Source organism: Labrenzia sp. PO1, from assembly GCF_012273635.1.
Taxonomy (GTDB): Bacteria; Pseudomonadota; Alphaproteobacteria; order Rhizobiales; family Stappiaceae; genus Roseibium; species Roseibium algicola.
Genome location: NZ_JAAXCR010000001.1, coordinates 1,617,988 through 1,633,473 on the forward strand (window position 1 = coordinate 1,617,988; position 15,486 = coordinate 1,633,473).

13 protein-coding genes are annotated in these 15,486 nt (G+C 59.4%); 4 read left to right on the forward strand and 9 right to left on the reverse strand.

All coding sequences use genetic code 11. From position 1 onward, the window contains the following. The first annotated feature begins 58 nt into the window (after positions 1-58). A complete protein-coding gene (locus HCG46_RS07470; RefSeq protein WP_031270545.1) occupies positions 59-1,489 on the forward strand; it encodes a glutamate synthase subunit beta in 1,431 nt (476 codons plus the stop codon). Positions 1,490-1,567: 78 nt separating this feature from the next. Here HCG46_RS07470 and HCG46_RS07475 read toward each other — a convergent pair whose 3' ends face one another. The 3 genes from HCG46_RS07475 to HCG46_RS07485 all read right to left on the reverse strand — a co-directional run bounded on the left by HCG46_RS07475 (position 1,568) and on the right by HCG46_RS07485 (position 5,691). Next, positions 1,568-2,845 (reverse strand): GDSL-type esterase/lipase family protein, encoded by a 1,278-nt coding sequence (locus HCG46_RS07475; protein WP_168685412.1) that lies wholly within the window; start codon positions 2,843-2,845, stop codon positions 1,568-1,570. Positions 2,846-2,879: 34 nt separating this feature from the next. Continuing rightward, positions 2,880-4,151 (reverse strand): lytic murein transglycosylase, encoded by a 1,272-nt coding sequence (locus HCG46_RS07480; protein WP_055661264.1) that lies wholly within the window; start codon positions 4,149-4,151, stop codon positions 2,880-2,882. A 76-nt stretch (positions 4,152-4,227) separates the two neighbouring features. Further along, positions 4,228-5,691 carry an outer membrane beta-barrel protein gene (locus tag HCG46_RS07485; protein WP_055661168.1) on the reverse strand — a complete coding sequence of 488 codons (1,464 nt, stop codon included), beginning with the start codon at positions 5,689-5,691 and terminating at the stop codon, positions 4,228-4,230. A 205-nt stretch (positions 5,692-5,896) separates the two neighbouring features. Between HCG46_RS07485 and HCG46_RS07490 the strand changes: the two genes are divergently transcribed. The 3 genes from HCG46_RS07490 (at position 5,897) to HCG46_RS07500 (ending at position 8,819) form a co-directional block, all read left to right on the forward strand. Further along, positions 5,897-6,910: a KpsF/GutQ family sugar-phosphate isomerase gene (locus HCG46_RS07490; RefSeq protein WP_023003569.1), complete on the forward strand. Its 1,014-nt coding sequence runs from the start codon at positions 5,897-5,899 to the stop codon at positions 6,908-6,910. A 157-nt stretch (positions 6,911-7,067) separates the two neighbouring features. Further along, complete coding sequence (locus HCG46_RS07495; RefSeq protein WP_023003571.1) at positions 7,068-7,835, forward strand: MotA/TolQ/ExbB proton channel family protein; 768 nt, start codon at positions 7,068-7,070, stop codon at positions 7,833-7,835. Between the two features lie 126 nt (positions 7,836-7,961). Further along, on the forward strand, positions 7,962-8,819 hold the full coding sequence (locus HCG46_RS07500; protein WP_023003573.1) for a flagellar motor protein MotB: 858 nt from the start codon (positions 7,962-7,964) through the stop codon (positions 8,817-8,819). A 54-nt stretch (positions 8,820-8,873) separates the two neighbouring features. Here HCG46_RS07500 and HCG46_RS07505 read toward each other — a convergent pair whose 3' ends face one another. The 6 genes from HCG46_RS07505 to HCG46_RS07530 form a co-directional block, all read right to left on the reverse strand. Next, positions 8,874-9,329: an NfeD family protein gene (locus HCG46_RS07505; protein ID WP_077291733.1), complete on the reverse strand. Its 456-nt coding sequence runs from the start codon at positions 9,327-9,329 to the stop codon at positions 8,874-8,876. Continuing rightward, positions 9,326-10,315 carry an SPFH domain-containing protein gene (locus HCG46_RS07510; protein ID WP_023003577.1) on the reverse strand — a complete coding sequence of 330 codons (990 nt, stop codon included), beginning with the start codon at positions 10,313-10,315 and terminating at the stop codon, positions 9,326-9,328. Before HCG46_RS07510 ends, HCG46_RS07505 begins: the two co-directional genes overlap by 4 nt. A 227-nt stretch (positions 10,316-10,542) precedes the next feature. After that, on the reverse strand, positions 10,543-11,622 hold the full coding sequence (hemH, locus tag HCG46_RS07515; protein WP_023003580.1) for a ferrochelatase: 1,080 nt from the start codon (positions 11,620-11,622) through the stop codon (positions 10,543-10,545). A gap of 298 nt (positions 11,623-11,920) precedes the next feature. Continuing rightward, positions 11,921-13,159, reverse strand: a complete 1,239-nt coding sequence (locus tag HCG46_RS07520) for an AMP-binding protein (protein ID WP_168685414.1) — start codon at positions 13,157-13,159, stop codon at positions 11,921-11,923. Between the two features lie 40 nt (positions 13,160-13,199). Next, complete coding sequence (locus tag HCG46_RS07525) at positions 13,200-14,054, reverse strand: ABC transporter ATP-binding protein (RefSeq protein WP_023003584.1); 855 nt, start codon at positions 14,052-14,054, stop codon at positions 13,200-13,202. A gap of 61 nt (positions 14,055-14,115) precedes the next feature. Further along, the gene (locus HCG46_RS07530) at positions 14,116-15,447 is read right to left on the reverse strand and encodes an ABC transporter substrate-binding protein (RefSeq protein WP_031270547.1); all 1,332 of its coding nucleotides are present in this window, start codon (positions 15,445-15,447) and stop codon (positions 14,116-14,118) included. Positions 15,448-15,486 lie beyond the last annotated feature (39 nt).

Consider the following 15,486-nt stretch of genomic DNA (forward strand, 5'->3'; position numbering starts at 1 on the left):
ATGACGCGGCCGATTGCAGCCACCCTGGACAGACGCATGAAATTTTGAGGAGGTCGCCTTGGGCAAGGTAACCGGTTTTATGGAAATCGATCGGCAGGAACAGAAGTATCAGCCTGCCTCTGACCGTATTCGCCATTTCCGCGAGTTCACCATTCCGCTGAACGACCAGGACGTCACCAATCAGGCGGCCCGCTGCATGGATTGCGGCATTCCGTTCTGCCACGGCCCGACCGGTTGTCCGGTCAACAACCAGATCCCGGACTGGAACGATCTGGTCTACCAGGGCGACTGGGACTACGCGCTCAAGAACCTGCATTCCACCAACAACTTCCCCGAGTTCACCGGGCGCATCTGCCCGGCTCCTTGCGAGGAAGCCTGCACGCTGAACCTGGAAGACATTCCGGTCAACATCAAGAGCGTGGAACAGGCGATAGCCGACAAGGGTTGGGAAGAAGGCTGGATCGTACCGGAGCTGTCCGCGACCAAGACCGGCAAGGCAGTGGCGATCATCGGCTCCGGCCCCGCAGGCATGGCGGCCGCCCAGCAGCTCGCCCGCGCTGGTCACACCGTGCATGTCTATGAGCGTGAGCCGAAGGCCGGTGGCCTGCTGCGCTACGGCATTCCCGACTTCAAGATGGAAAAGCACTACATCGACCGTCGCGTGAAGCAGATGGAAGCTGAAGGCGTGACGTTCCATTACGGCGTCAATGTCGGTGTAACCGTTGCCCTGGAAGAACTGGCCGAGCGTCACGACGCGGTTATCCTGTGCGCAGGTGCCGAACGTCCGCGTGATCCGGGTGTCTCCGGCATGGAACTGGAAGGCTGCCATTGGGCGATGCCGTACCTGGTCCAGCAGAACCGCCGGGTCGGCGGTGAGCCGGAAGGCGACGAGGCCCCGATCTGGGCCGGTGGCAAGCATGTCGTCGTCATCGGTGGCGGCGACACCGCATCCGACTGCGTCGGCACCGCATTCCGTCAGGGAGCCCTGTCGGTGACGCAGCTCGACATTCGCCCGATCCCGCCGCTGAAGGAAGACAAGCTGGCGATCTGGCCGTACTGGCCGACCAAGTTCCGCACCTCGTCGTCGCAGGCTGAAGGCGCTGAACGTGAGTTCTCCGCCGCAACGCTTGCCCTTGTCGGCGAAGACGGCAAGGTTACCGGCGTCAAATGCGCCCGCGTGGATGAAAAACGCCGCCCGATCGAAGGCACCGAATTCATCCTGCGCGCCGACCTCGTTCTGGCGGCTATCGGCTTTTCCGGCCCGCTGCTGGAAACCTACATCGCCGAAGCCGGCGACAAGCTGGAGCTGGATGGCCGCACCAACGTCAAGGCCAACACCGACGATTACAAGACCAGCCTGGACAAGGTCTATGCTGCCGGCGACGTGCGCAAGGGTCAGTCCCTGGTTGTCTGGGCGATCCGCGAAGGCCGTCAGGCAGCGCGCGCTGTTGACGAGTTCCTGACCGGCTCGACCGACCTGCCGCGCTGAACTCTACATCCGGAAATGAAAAAACCCCGCCGGCAAACGCCTGCGGGGTTTTGTGTTTTTCGGACCTATTTCAAAGGGTCATTCCGATCCCGGACGCACAGTCACAGAGACACGGCCTTGCGCATCCTGGCTGGCTGCTGAACTCAAGCTCTCACGCAAATCGGCACTTGTAGGGGCAAACACTTCTTCAACAGCGGCAGCCGGCGCAGACACCGCAACGGCAGGCATCCGTGGATCGTCCACACGTCCCTGCATGGGTGGCAAGGGCTCGCCTTTGACAAAGAAACGATAGGTCCTGCTGGCCGAATTGATCTCTTCTTCATCCTCACCACCCAGAAGCAGTGCTTCGGGCGACGTCGTACGTCCGGTCAGGACGATGAAGTTCGGATCATCCTCCACACCTTCGAAAGCTAGCCCGCCATAGCCTCCGAGCAGGCGGGACAGTTCGCGTTCCACGAAGAATGCGACTTTCCGATAGCCTGCCCATGTGAAATCGATCTTGTCGTTCGTGCGCAGACGCGTGTTCTTGCCGTCGACATCGGGTCCGTAAGAGGAAAAGCTGCCGTCTTCAGCCAGGAAGATATCCCATATGTCGACATAGCGGACCCGCCTGTCCTCCGACGCGCCCTGGAAGATCGAATTGAGCTGCGTGAAATCCGCGTTCACCAGTTCGTCGCCCGTGGGCGGCAGGCCGGCCCACACAAGCGGTTTCTTTTCCTGTCGCACCACACGTACAAGCCCGTCGACCTTCCTGCGGTAGCTCTCCAGCCACTCTGCAGTCATGAATTCAACGGGCGGTTCACCGGAAAAGGATTTACCCAGGTCCTGCCGGCCGATCATCACCACAACGGCCTGAACGTCCGCCCCCCGGATCCTGGAAACCACCTGCGTCGCCCAGTCCGGCGAACCTTCCCCGACAAAACCTTCCTTGTCCTCGGTAATGGCTTCGACACGGATCTGTGGTTTTTGCGCAAGTGTGTATTTCAACCCGTCGGCGACACCGCGTGCCATGCGGTCTCCAACGACCAGGATCAGGCCGGCATTGGGGTCCTTTTCGAGAACGTCGAATTTGGGCGGTGCACCCGCGGGCCGGGAAACCCGCAGCTTCTGCTGTGTCTTTTGCGGCTGCTTTCTGCGCTTCTCGCCCCCACCGCCAAACAGCCGCTGCAATGGAGCAAACGGATTGAACCCCCGGAAGGGCCCGTTCTGCGCAACCACGATTTCACCGCGCTGCGCGTCCTGTGCGGCAGAGAGTCCGGCAGAGCAGGCAAAAAGCGCAAGCCCAAGGGATACGACAATCCGAAGCGAGGCGGCGCGTGTCCCCTTCCCTTCCCGTTGCCGTGTCTGAACTCTCACGCTGTGCTCCTGCTGTAGCTGCACTGCGCCCAGTTTAGCCGTCCAGCTTCAGGCGTGCCAGCAAAACAATGGATGCATAACCGTCGGGAACCATCCCACGTGAGCGCTGGTAGGCTCGGATACCCTTTCGGGTAGCAGGTCCGATCCTGCCGTCCGCCGTACCGACAGAAAATCCACGCTGGTTCAAAAGCGCCTGCAATTCCGCGGTTTCAGAGCGATTGAGCGGAAGGTGCTCACGCGACCAGTCGCCCTCGATCGGTCCGCCGCCAATGATCCGGTCGGCAAGATGGCCGACGGCAAGCGCATAGGCAGTCGCGTTGTTGTAACGCTTGATCACGTAAAAGTTCTTCAGCATCAGGAACGCCGGTCCGCTTGCTCCGGCAGGCAGAACCAGGATGGCGTTGTCGGACGGCCGCGGAAAATCCTTGCCGTTTGACCGGCGAATTCCGTATCGCCCCCATTCGCCTAGCGTCAGCGTCTTTTCGCCATCGGCCATGTGATAGTCGAACCCGCTGGGCAAGGCTACTTCGTATCCCCAGGTCTTGCCTGTCTGCCAGCCGTGCTTTTGCAGATAGGCAGCGGTTGAGGCGAGTGCATCGGGTATGGACGTCCAGATATCCCGGCGGCCGTCACCGTCATAGTCGGCTGCATAGGCCTTCCAGCTAGAGGGCATGAACTGGGTGTGCCCCATGGCGCCGGCCCAGGAACCTTCCATGTCCTGGAAACGCACATGACCTGCCTGGACGATCGCCAGCGCGGTAACAAGTTCCTTTTCCCAGAAGCTCTTCCGGCGCGGCGCCGCATAGGCCAGCGTCGCCAGTGCCTGGATTACGTTATGACGCCCCATGAAGCCGCCATAGTTGGTTTCCATGCCCCAGATCGCCAGGACAGCTTCACGATCGACGCCGTAGCGGTTTTCGATGACCGCAAGAACCTGGCTGTACTCCTTCAGCATCTCGCGGCCTTTTTCGACCCGCGTGTCTGAAACGGCACTATCGAGATAATCCCAGATCGGTTTCACGAACTCGGATTGCTTGCTCATCAGGCGCAAGGTGTCATCGTCCGGCTGCATGCCGGTGAAGACCGCGTTGTAGGTCTGGGAAGAAATGCCGGCTGCCTTGGCCGTCGGCCAGAAGCCGGAAACGAACTGGCTGAACCCCTGATCGGCCTGTGCCGGCACCGAAACGGCCAGTAAAGCGCCCGTCGCCGCGGCAGTCAAAAGCAGCCGGCGCCCGAGGGTTCTCAGTCTTCCTGAAAAGGGCAATATGGTTTTCACGTTCGCAGTCAGCTGCGCAAGGTTCCGCATCAGGGCCTCCTCGATGCCCAGGTCCGTAAGTTTCTGCCCCCGCCCCATGAATGATGTTGATTTGGTTACCGTGACGTTAATGCCGCAATCTAAACCCGGCTTCAACAGCGTTTTCGGAATAGTCGTTCCCCTGCTGGGAACTGTCGAAACGACGATGGGTATAATCCGCCGTCACCGCAATGTTCTTCGTCACAGCGAAGGTCAGACCACCAAACCCTGTCAGGGTACGCTCTTCGATCGAAACACCTTCATAGGTCCGGTAACTGTAACCGACACCGGTCTCGCCCACCAGACGATCACTGAAGGCATGAGCGAGGCGCAGGTCGCCGGAGTAGATGATCGAACCGCTGGCACCGTCGATATCGGTCGCCTCGAAGGAGGTGCCAAGACCAGCGGTAACCGTTGTCAGGCGGCTTGGCGACCAGACCAGGGAGGCGTCGGCAATCAGGCCTGACAGGTTTTCAAGCCTCTCATCCTCAATATCCTCGATCCGCCACCCCGCACCGAGTTCCCCGGTCAGTTTGGGGCCTGATGCGATGGTGACACCACCCATGACCTGATAGCCATTGGCATTTCGTTTTTCGCACAAGGCGTCGCTACAGGTATCGTCATAGCGCCGCAGAAGCAGCGCCCCCTCGACGAACGGAGAAAACACGCTGCCGGTATTGCCGTCCAGCCGCAGGCTGGCGGAGTAGAGCGTGTTGTTGCGTCCGGATTCCGAGCCGCTTTCCGACGTATAGAAATTCCGGTCGACGCCGAGCGAAGCTGTTGCGGCAACGATGCCAACTGCGCGCGTACCACTGAGGCTTCCCGAAAGTTCGTGATCGTAGTCGGTCCCGGAAGCCGATTCTGCGCTGCCGTCGTCCTCCTGGCTGAGCGTGTAGGATATACTGGTCGTGACCTGTGTCGCTTCGCTGATATCGAGCCGCAGGTTTGCCGCCGCAAAGACATTCGCCTCGTTGTCGTCGGTATCACCGGGATATCCGGTGAAGGAACCTCGCAGCGACGTGTCCAGCTGATGGCGTGACCAGTTCGAGGTCAGCGAAACATCGGGAGAAATCCGGTAGAACTTGCCAGAGGTTCCGTCTGCCGCCTGTGACCGGTTATCGGTCCAACCTGTCGAGACGGTCAGTTGGGGCGTCAGCGTGAAGGACCCGAGCCGGATCCCCTGTGCCGCATCGAAGGTCGTATCTCCGCCAAAAACGCTGTCGTCGATACCGCTGTCCGATAGAGGAACCGCCCTGTCGACAGCTGCAATCCTGTCGGCAAATGGCCTGACAGGAGTGGCTCTGCCATTGGTTCCAAGGCCGCTCGATCCGGTTTCCGCTGTTGCCGAATTCAGTGTCGAACGAAGGGAAAAGACATTTGCCTGCGTAGGATTGCGGTCTGCCGCCTGGGCTGCCTGATCGGAAGGGTCTGCTGATTCTTGCGCCCCGCCTGGGTCGTCCGATCCACGCAAATCGTCAAGCGTCGTTTGTGCAGCCGCGGAAACGGCCTGCAAAACGGCAAGAAAAGTGATCAGAGGCAGAAAGCTGCGCATGAATTCCGGGACCAGTCGACGTGGAATGTCCGGTCCAACCTGACGAATGATGGTTAATCCTTCGTTTCTTTTTCGCAATTTGGAAGGTTACACAAAGTTACATAAAGTCACCTGATCTAATGCATTTAATAGATCACGGGTTCTTGATCCCCGTCGGCGACTGGCATAGAGCTAGGCGATCCTAAATAAAAAAAGAATTATGTTCATGACCACCGTTCTGCGCGACCCGGTTTCCGAAGAAAATACAGACATGACGTCCCTGTGCCTCGTCTCCGCAGAGCGGACCCTGGAAACCGAAATTGCCGGCCTGAGTGCCGTTCGCGCAGCGCTGAAGAACGGACTTGCCATCCCGTTCCAGAAGACCTTCGATCTCATTCAAAAGAGCAAGGGACGCGTTGTCATCACCGGCATCGGCAAGAGTGGTCATATCGGCACCAAGATCGCAGCAAGCCTTGCGTCAACGGGAACGCCGTCTTTCTTCGTTCATGCCAGTGAAGCCAGTCACGGCGACCTGGGCATGATCACCGAAGACGACGTCGTGATCGCCCTGTCCTGGTCGGGTGAAACCCAGGAACTTGCAGGCATCGTCAGCTACACCCGTCGCTTCAAGGTGCCCTTGATCGCGATCACCTCGCGCAAGGACAGCACCCTCGGCCGTGCAGCTGATATCGTCATGAACCTGCCTGCTGTCACCGAGGCCTGCCCGCATGGCCTCGCCCCGACAACCTCCGCCCTCATTCAGCTGGCCGTCGGTGATGCACTCGCTGTGGCTCTTCTGGAAGGACGTGGGTTTACCGCGCAGGACTTCCGCGTATTCCACCCGGGCGGCCGCCTGGGCGCCAGCCTGAAAACGGCCAAGGACATCATGCACACCGGCGAACGCATGCCGCTGGTGTCCGCAAACACCTCGATGAGCGAAGGCATCGTCCTGATGACCCAGCGCGGCTTCGGTGTGCTGGGTGTCGTCGACGAGCTGAAACAGTTGATCGGCATCATCACCGACGGTGACTTGCGCCGCCATGTTTCGTCAAATCTCCTGGCAAAATCCGCCGGTGAAATCATGACGCGTGCTCCAAAGACCGTTTCTCCGGACACATTGTCGGCTTCAATTCTTGAATTGGCCAACAGCCTGTCGATCACCTCCGTGTTCGTGATCGAGGACGGTCGCCCCGTCGGTATTGTCCATCTGCACGATCTTCTTCGCATCGGCGCAGCCTGATCTTTCACCGAAGCAGGCAATATTGCCTCACGGGGTCGAAAAAGTTTCTTTTCCGGCCCGCAAGTGGCGCGTCATTAGGATTTGATTAGCCATAAGCCTCTTACACTGCCCCGAAGTTTCATCGGCTTGACGCCGCAGACCTTGGTGTGTGTACAGAATGGATCTGGCGACATTAATCGGCATTGTGGGTGCCTTTGGCATCGTGACGACCGCTATTTTTCTTGGTGGCAGTTTCGGTCAGTTTATTGACGTGCCGTCGGTCCTCATCGTGGTCGGCGGCGGTCTCGCCGCCACGCTGATCCGCTTCCAGCTTACCGACATCGCCACTGCTTTCGTCACAGGGTTCAAGGTTGCGCTTGCGGGCAAGAACGCAAGCCCTCGCGACCTGATAACGGAAATCAGCAACCTGGGTGAAATCGTCCGCAAGTCCGGCCCGCTTGGCCTGGAGAACGTGGACGTCTCCGATCCGGTCCTTGCCAAGGGTGTGCAATATATTGCGGACGGCTATGAGCTGGAATTCATCAAGGAATCGATGGAACGCGAGCGCGACCTGCAGCTTTCCCGGCTCGCGGAAGGCAAGCGCGTTTTCAAGGCACTTGGCGATTCTGCTCCCGCCTTCGGCATGATCGGGACGCTGGTCGGCCTGGTGCAGATGCTTGCCAATATGGACGACCCTGCGGCAATCGGGCCTTCCATGGCCGTCGCCCTTCTGACGACCCTGTACGGCGCGTTGATCTCCAACATCCTTTGTCTGCCTCTGGTGGACAAGCTGGATGCGAAATTCGACGTCGACGATCTCAACCAGACGCTGATCATCGACGGTGTTTGCCAGATCCGCGAATCCAAGAGCCCGGCCTTGATCAAGGAAATGCTGATTGCATACCTGCCGGACAAATTGCGCGCCGAACTGGCGGACGCGGCCTAGAGCAGGAAGCGTTCAGATGAACCCGGGCAGATTGTTCGCCAACCCTGGAAGCGATTGGTAAGGGCTCAATCGCAATCGATCGTACCAAGTCTGATCCGGAACTGACAAAAGAGCGACCACAGCGCGATGGCAAAGAAACAGAAACCTCAAGGCGGCGGCGGCGCACCGGACTGGCTGGTGACCTTTGCCGATCTGATGTCCCTGCTCGTCTGCTTCTTCGTTCTGATCATTTCCTTTTCCATTCAGGACAAGGAAAAGCTTCAGGTGGTCGCCGGGTCCATGCGCGAAGCCTTCGGTGTGAAGGACACCTCCCGCAAGACCGGTATCATCGAGGTCGAGGGCATTCCGATCCGCGACTACATGAAGGATATCAGCCAGGTCGAACAGGAGATGGATTCCGACTTCTCCCAGGTGCGCCATGAACAGCGGCGCAAACAGGGCCCGGAAGCCAACACCCACGACACGCTGGAAGCCGATATCGAAAAACCGCGGCAATTCGCGACGGCTGCCGCCTCGCTGCGCCAGGCCTGGCAGGAGATGCCGGAAATCACCGAGATTTCCAGCAACATCATTCTGGAAGAATCCGAGGACGGACTGAACATCATGCTCGTCGATCAGGACGGGCGCTCAATGTTCCGGGAAGGCTCGAAGTATCCTTACGAAACCACCCGCCGCCTGATCGCCAAGATGGCACCTGTGCTGTCTCAGATGCCAAATCGCATCGAGATTACAGGCCACACGACTGCCGGCCGTCAGTCCATCGATCCAAGCTATACCGGCTGGGAGCTGTCCAGCGAACGCGCCAATGTCGCCCGGCAGATCCTGTCCGAATACGGCGTGCCGGACAATCAGTTCTACTCAGTGGTCGGCAAGGCCGACACCGAACCGCTGTTCCCCAACGACCCCTACCTGGCGGCAAACCGCAGGATCGGCATTCTGCTCAAGGCTGAAGAACCGCCACTGCCGGCCGGTCATAAACTTTAGTCCGGGACGGCAAGAGCCCCCTGCAAAGGAAACGCGTACGATGCCGGTGGAGATCTAGCTGACCCGCGAGACCACCAGCCGCGCCCCGTCAATTGCCTCGACACGAACTTTCGTGCCAGCTGGCATGTCCGGTCCGGTAATGCGCCAGATCGTGTCATCGATGGACAGGTTTCCGGCACCCTCGTTCAAGGGCGCAGCAAGGGTGAATTCCCGGCCGACGTAACGGCTGCCGCGCTGGTTTAAGCCCGGATCGCCCTTTTCCGACGCAAGCTTCTGCATCAGCCGGCGTCCGATCAGCAGGCTGACAAGTGACAGCACGAGGAACAGCCCAACATCCACCTGCCAGGCGAAATCGAACAACAGAGCTACGACACCGACGACAAGCGCCGACAGGCCAAACCAGAGAAAAATCGTGCCAGGCGCCAGGATCTCGAGTCCCAGCAGCAGAAGCCCCAGAACGAACCAGCTCCAGGGACCGAGGGCCGCAATCGTGCTTTCAATCAGGCTCACCGGTTCTCGTCTCCCTGATCACTGCTTGTATTGGGAATGCGCGCGGACGACCGCTTGGAAGAGCCGTCTTCACCGAACGCTTCCTTGGCGATGGCGCCTATGCCACTCAAGGCCCCCAGCAGCGAGGTCGCTTCCATCGGGAGGATGAGCGTCTTCTGATTGCGCGAGGTTGCCAGTTCCTTGAACGCTTCGACATATTTGTTGGCAACGAAATAGTTGATGGCCTGAACGTCACCGGAGGCGATAGCCGCACTGACGAGCTGCGTTGCCTTGGCTTCCGCTTCCGCCTCGCGTTCGCGGGCTTCCGCATCGCGGAACGCGGATTCGCGGCGGCCTTCCGCTTCCAGGATAAGCGACTGTTTCTGACCTTCCGCTTTCAGGATTTCCGATTGGCGCTTGCCTTCGGCCTCAAGGATATAGGCACGCTTCTCGCGTTCCGCCTTCATCTGGCGGGCCATGGCATCCACCAGATCGCGCGGCGGATTGATGTCCTTTATCTCTATACGGGTGATCTTGATGCCCCATGGCTCTGCAGCCGCATCGACGACGCGCAGGATCTGGGCATTGATTTCATCACGGTTGGACAGAAGGTTGTCGAGATCCATCGACCCCATCACCGAGCGGATGTTGGTCATGGTCAGGTTCAATATGGCGTTCTGAAGACCAAGCACTTCGTAGGCAGCACGGGCAGCATCGAGCACCTGGTAGAAGGTCACGCCGTCCGCGCTCACCGTCGCATTGTCGCGGGTGATCACTTCCTGCGTCGGAACGTCCAGCACCTGCTCCATCATGTTGAGCTTGTGGCCGATCCTGTCGATGAACGGGATGATGAAGTTCAGACCCGGCGTCAGCGTCTTCCGGTACTTGCCAAAACGTTCGACCGTATAATTGTAGCCTTGCGGCACCGTCTTTACGCCGGCGAAAAAGACCAGAATGACCAGCACGACAAGGCCGATCAGGAAAATGTCAAATCCCGCGATTGGCATATACGTCTCCCGTAATTTTCTAAAATAGCACCGTCACTATGCGCCGAATACCAGAGCGTTTCCAGCGTATTTGCGGCGTTGAGCCTATACGGACACGCGTCCGCTAGCGCTGTTCGCACAAACACTTAAGGCGCTCGTGAAACAGTGCCGTGACTTATGGGCAGTATCGCGAAATTTTACGAGTATTTTCCACCGGCAAGGTTAAACGCCTGTGGATTTGCGGCTGGTCAGATCCAGCCGCCAAGTTCCCGCCGCACGATATGGGACAGCACGTCCATGCCAAGATCGCTGTCGTTCAGACAGGGGATATGGCTGAAATTCTCGCCGCCGCTCTCTTCGAAGATCTCCCCGGCCTCGCCGGCAATTTCCTCGAGCGTCTCGAGACAGTCTGCAACGAAACCCGGGTTCATCACCGCAACGTTTTTCACGCCGTCCTTGGCCAGCTGTTCAACGGTCTTGTCCGTGTAGGGCTGCAACCATTCTTCCGGACCGAACCGGGACTGGAAGGTCACGCGCAGTTTCTCGGCGTCCCAGCCCAGGACCTCGCGCATGAGACGGGTCGTCTTCATGCAGTGGCAATGATAGGGGTCGCCGCGTTTGAAATAGGACTGCGGAATGCCGTGATAGGAGGTCAGCACCACGTCCGGCTTGAAATCGAGACTGTCCAGATGCCGCTCAACTGATTTTGCGAGGGCAGTCACATAGACCGGGTCGTCGTGATAGGGAGGAACTGTCCGGATCGCCGGTTGCCAGCGCATCTTCAAAAGCGTCTTGCAGACAACGTCATTGACGGTCGCCGTGGTGGTTGCCGAATACTGCGGATAAAGCGGGAAGATCAGGATCCGGTCGCAGCCCTCGTCCTTGAGCGCCTTCAACCTGTCCGGGATCGACGGCTGACCATAGCGCATCGCCCAGTCGATCTTCAGCTTGCCGTCCGCATCACCCAGCATTTCGGACAGTTTGTCCGACTGGCTGCGCGTGATCGTGCGCAGAGGCGACTCGTCCTTTTCCTTGTTCCAGATCTCCTCGTAGGCCTTGCCGGACTTTCCTGGCCGGGTCATCAACACGATGCCGTAAAGGATCGGATACCAGATTGCCCGGGGCCACTCGATAACGCGCTTGTCGGACAGGAATTCGCGCAGATACCGGCGCATCGGCCAATAGTCCGTGCCGTCCGGTGTGCCCAGATTGACCAGAAGCACGCCCACCTTGCCGCTCTTGACCGAAGGATGGTCCTTCGGCAGGTCGAGTTTTCTGAATGCGGCTTCCTGGTCGGCTGCGATCGGCGCGGTCGGTTGAACGGTCATCTGCGGGATTGGTCCTAAAACGATCTGTCTGTCTGACGCCATACATAGGCCAAGCACATGCCGAGGCCAATGCGGCATTTGTCATACGCAGATTTGAGCAGGCAGATCACCGAATTTCAGGCGGAAGTGCAACAACAAAAGACCTCAAACTGAGGAGAGCCGCCAGCATCGTTCCGTCGGATGGGCAACCTGCTCCGGAGTATGCAGCCATCTTTCGAAACAGCGGTTGCGCGCTTCCTCAGGATGAGACTGAAACTTGCGTTAACTCCGGAGGCATGCCTGCGCGTTGCTCCGAGCCTCAACCGTACTCCCGTTCATCCGCAATCACCTTGCCATCATTCGGCAAACCGCCCGGAGCAACGGTCAGGACGTCCCCTTTCAGATGGGTCACTTCACGCAGTGTTTCCGCAACCCGTTCCGGCAAGCCGTTGCCGGAGGCGTCGGTTTCCACGGTCAGTGTCATGGCATCCGCCTCGCCAATGCGGCTGACGGCAAGGCGGGCCTTGCTGATTTCGGGATGCGCGGCAACGATCTGCGCGATCTGCGCCGGGTCGACGAACATGCCTTTGACCTTGGTGCGCTGATCTGCCCGTCCCATCCAGCCGGCAAGCCGCATGTTGGTGCGTCCGCAGGACGACTGTCCGGGAATGATCTTGGACAGATCGCCGGTCGCGAAGCGGATCAGCGGATAAAGGCTGTTAAAGTTGGTGACCACCAGTTCGCCGACCTCACCATCTGCCACCGGCTCGCCAGTGCCCGGGCGCACGATCTCCACGATGTAGTCCTCGTTGACGACCATGCCCTCCCTTGCCTCGCTTTCATAGGCGATGACGCCGAGGTCTGCTGTCGCGTAGCACTGTCCGACACGAATTCCGCCTGCCTCGTATTCCTCGCGCAGGGATGGAAACAATGCACCGCCCGAGACCAGGGCCTTCTTGATGGAGGAGACATCCCGGCCCTGGTCCCGGCCACGATCGAGGAGGATCTTCAGATAGTCCGGCGTGCCGACGAAACCGGACGGTTTGAGCACCTCGATCGCTTCGACCTGACTGTCCGTATTGCCAACGCCGGCGGGAAACACCGTGCATCCAAGTGCAATGGCACCTTGATCCAGAATGAAGCCGCCCGGTGTCAGGTGATAGGAAAACGCATTGAGAACCACATCGCCCTTGCGGAAACCGGCTGCGAACAGGCTTCGTGCACCGTTCCAGGGATCGAGTCCGGGTGCCTGCGGTTCCCAGATAGGTCCTGGCGACATGAAAACCCTTGCAGCACCGGAAAGCTCACCTGCCAGAAATCCGCCGAAGGGCGGCTGTGCCCGTTGCTTTTCCAGAAGGTCCGACTTACGCAGAACCGGCAGTCCCGCGAGCGCTGTCCGGTCTGTAACGCCAGCAATATCGCATCCGTCAAGATGCGCGGCCCACCCGGAGGATTTGCCTGTCGCATGGACCAGAAGATCCGGCAATCGGGCAAAAAGATCCCGTTCGCGCTGAGCGGCGTCTTGCCGCTCGCGCGCGTCAAACTGAATGTCGCTCATGGTCGTCTCCGCCTGTTTCGGCCCTGTGTCTGAAACCCCGTCAGGCCAGCCAGCGCTTCCTTCGCTTATAATGTTTGACATTCCGGAACGACCGACGGCCCTCGCCGCCAACGCCCAGATAGAATTCCTTGACGTCCTCGTTCTCGCGCAACGCCTTGGCGTCGCCGTCGAGCACAATGCGGCCGGATTCCAGAATGTAGCCGTAGGTCGCGTATTTCAGCGCCACGTTGGTGTTCTGTTCGGCAAGCAGGAAGGACACACCTTCCTTTTGGTTGAGCTGGCGGACGATCTCGAAGATTTCCTCCACAAGCTGAGGCGCCAGCCCCATGCTCGGTTCATCCAGCAGGATCATCTTCGGCCGGCTCATCAGGGCACGGCCGATAGCGCACATCTGCTGTTCGCCGCCGGAGGTGTAGCCCGCCTGACTGCCACGCCGCTCGCGCAGACGCGGAAAATAATTGTAGACCATCTCCAGGTCCGCCTTCACGGCGCTGTACCCGTCCTTGCGGGTGTAGGCGCCCGTGAGCAGGTTTTCCTCGATGGACAGGTGACCGAAACAATGCCGGCCTTCCATCACCTGGATGCATCCCCGGCGAACCAGATCGTTTGGCGACAGCGCCTGGACTTCTTCGCCATCGAAAAGGATCTTGCCCTTTGTCACTTCACCACGTTCGGCACCAAGCAGGTTCGAAATCGCTTTCAGCGTGGTCGTTTTGCCCGCTCCATTCGCGCCGAGCAGCGCCACGATCCCGCCTTTGGGAATCGTCAGCGACACGCCCTTCAGCACCAGGATCACGTGGTCATAAATGACCTCGATATTGTTGACCGACAGGATTGTCCCGGCAGCATCCCGAGCGCCCTGCGAACCAGGCTGTTCTACATCCAGCAATGCCATTCCCTCTTCTCCCTGGTTGCTCCGCCGCACGTTTATGCGGCGCGGCGGAGCGGACTGCCTATCAGTTCGGGCAGGGTTCGGTGCGCGCCGGCCACGGCGCATTCTTTTCTGCGTATTCCGCAGCGGCTGCTTCCAGCAGCGGACGGACCACATCGGTCATCGGCTCGATCCAGTCAGAAGCCTGACGCCACTTCTTGCCGTCCCACTCCTGGATGAACACCGGATGGCTGCCGGCATGGTCATCGCAGGTCACTTTCATCGGATGGGCAAAGCCCTTCAGGCCGAGCTCAGCCAGACGAGCCTCGTCCAGGTTGAGAGCCTCGAGACCAAGACGCATGTCTTCGCCCGTGATGACCGTCTTGCCGGTCAGTTGCTGGGCGCTGCGAATACCTTCCGCGATGATGACCGAGTTCAGGACGCCACGGTTATAGAGCGTGCTTCCGATCGTCTCCGCATCGGTGGAGGACTTGCCTGTATCGATGACGTGTTTCTTGATGTCATCGAGAGCCGGGAAGTCGGCGCCGACACCGGAGAAGTTCAGTGCCTTGTAGCCCTTGGCACCTTCACCACCGGCGGCAGCATCGTCGTCACCTGCGGACCACCACACACCGATGAACTTGTCCATCGGGAAGCGAATCTTGACGGCTTCCTTGACGGCGGTCGGGTTCATCGCACCCCAGCCCCACATGATCATGTAGTCCGGACGGTCGCGGCGTACGTTGAGCCACTGTGAAGACTGGTTCTGCATTTCCGCACCCGGAACCGGGTACTGCAGCAGCTCAAAGCCGTATTTTTCGGCCAGCTGTTCCAAAAGCGGCAGGGGCTCGCGGCCGTAACCGGCGTCAAGGAAGATGTAACCGATCTTCTTGCCCTTGAGGTTTTCAAGACCGCCTTCCTGCTCACCGATGTACTTGATGACCACGGAAGCGCCGTCCCAATAGGTGTCCGGCACGTTGAAGATCCACGGGAACGTGGAACCGACAGCGGCAGCCGACAGGCCGTAGCCCATCGAAAGAACCGGGATCTTGTCGACACCGGCCTTGGGGATCAGCTGAAGCGTGATACCGGTGGAATACGGGTTGTAGACCAGCGCGCCCTTGCCCTTGGTGGCTTCGTAGCACTCGACGCCTTTCTGGGCGTTGTAACCGGTTTCACACTCTTCCAGCGCCAGCTTGACGCCGCCGATGCCGCCATCGCGCTCGTTCAGCATCTGCAGGTAGTCATGCATGCCGTTGGCGATATGGATGCCGGAGCCCGCGTAAGGCCCGGTCCGGTAAGTCAGGAGCGGCACATAGTTGGTATCTTGTGCCTGGACCGCAGTCGTCATGGCGCCGGAGAGACCGACCCCGAGCGCAACAGCGGTTCCCAGCGCAAATTGCTTAATGCTTTTCATATTCTCCTCCCACGCGGCATCGAAATGAATACCGCCGGA

What these genes read in the sequence shown, in the direction of transcription:
- HCG46_RS07480 (WP_055661264.1), bottom strand. Translation starts at nt 4,151, where the DNA reads ATGCGGAACCTTGCGCAGCTGACTGCGAACGTGAAAACCATATTGCCC.
- HCG46_RS07485 (WP_055661168.1), bottom strand. Translation starts at nt 5,691, where the DNA reads ATGCGCAGCTTTCTGCCTCTGATCACTTTTCTTGCCGTTTTGCAGGCC.
- HCG46_RS07490 (WP_023003569.1), top strand. Translation starts at nt 5,897, where the DNA reads ATGACCACCGTTCTGCGCGACCCGGTTTCCGAAGAAAATACAGACATG.
- HCG46_RS07495 (WP_023003571.1), top strand. Translation starts at nt 7,068, where the DNA reads ATGGATCTGGCGACATTAATCGGCATTGTGGGTGCCTTTGGCATCGTG.
- HCG46_RS07500 (WP_023003573.1), top strand. Translation starts at nt 7,962, where the DNA reads ATGGCAAAGAAACAGAAACCTCAAGGCGGCGGCGGCGCACCGGACTGG.
- HCG46_RS07510 (WP_023003577.1), bottom strand. Translation starts at nt 10,315, where the DNA reads ATGCCAATCGCGGGATTTGACATTTTCCTGATCGGCCTTGTCGTGCTG.
- hemH (WP_023003580.1), bottom strand. Translation starts at nt 11,622, where the DNA reads ATGACCGTTCAACCGACCGCGCCGATCGCAGCCGACCAGGAAGCCGCA.
- HCG46_RS07520 (WP_168685414.1), bottom strand. Translation starts at nt 13,159, where the DNA reads ATGAGCGACATTCAGTTTGACGCGCGCGAGCGGCAAGACGCCGCTCAG.
- HCG46_RS07525 (WP_023003584.1), bottom strand. Translation starts at nt 14,054, where the DNA reads ATGGCATTGCTGGATGTAGAACAGCCTGGTTCGCAGGGCGCTCGGGAT.
- HCG46_RS07530 (WP_031270547.1), bottom strand. Translation starts at nt 15,447, where the DNA reads ATGAAAAGCATTAAGCAATTTGCGCTGGGAACCGCTGTTGCGCTCGGG.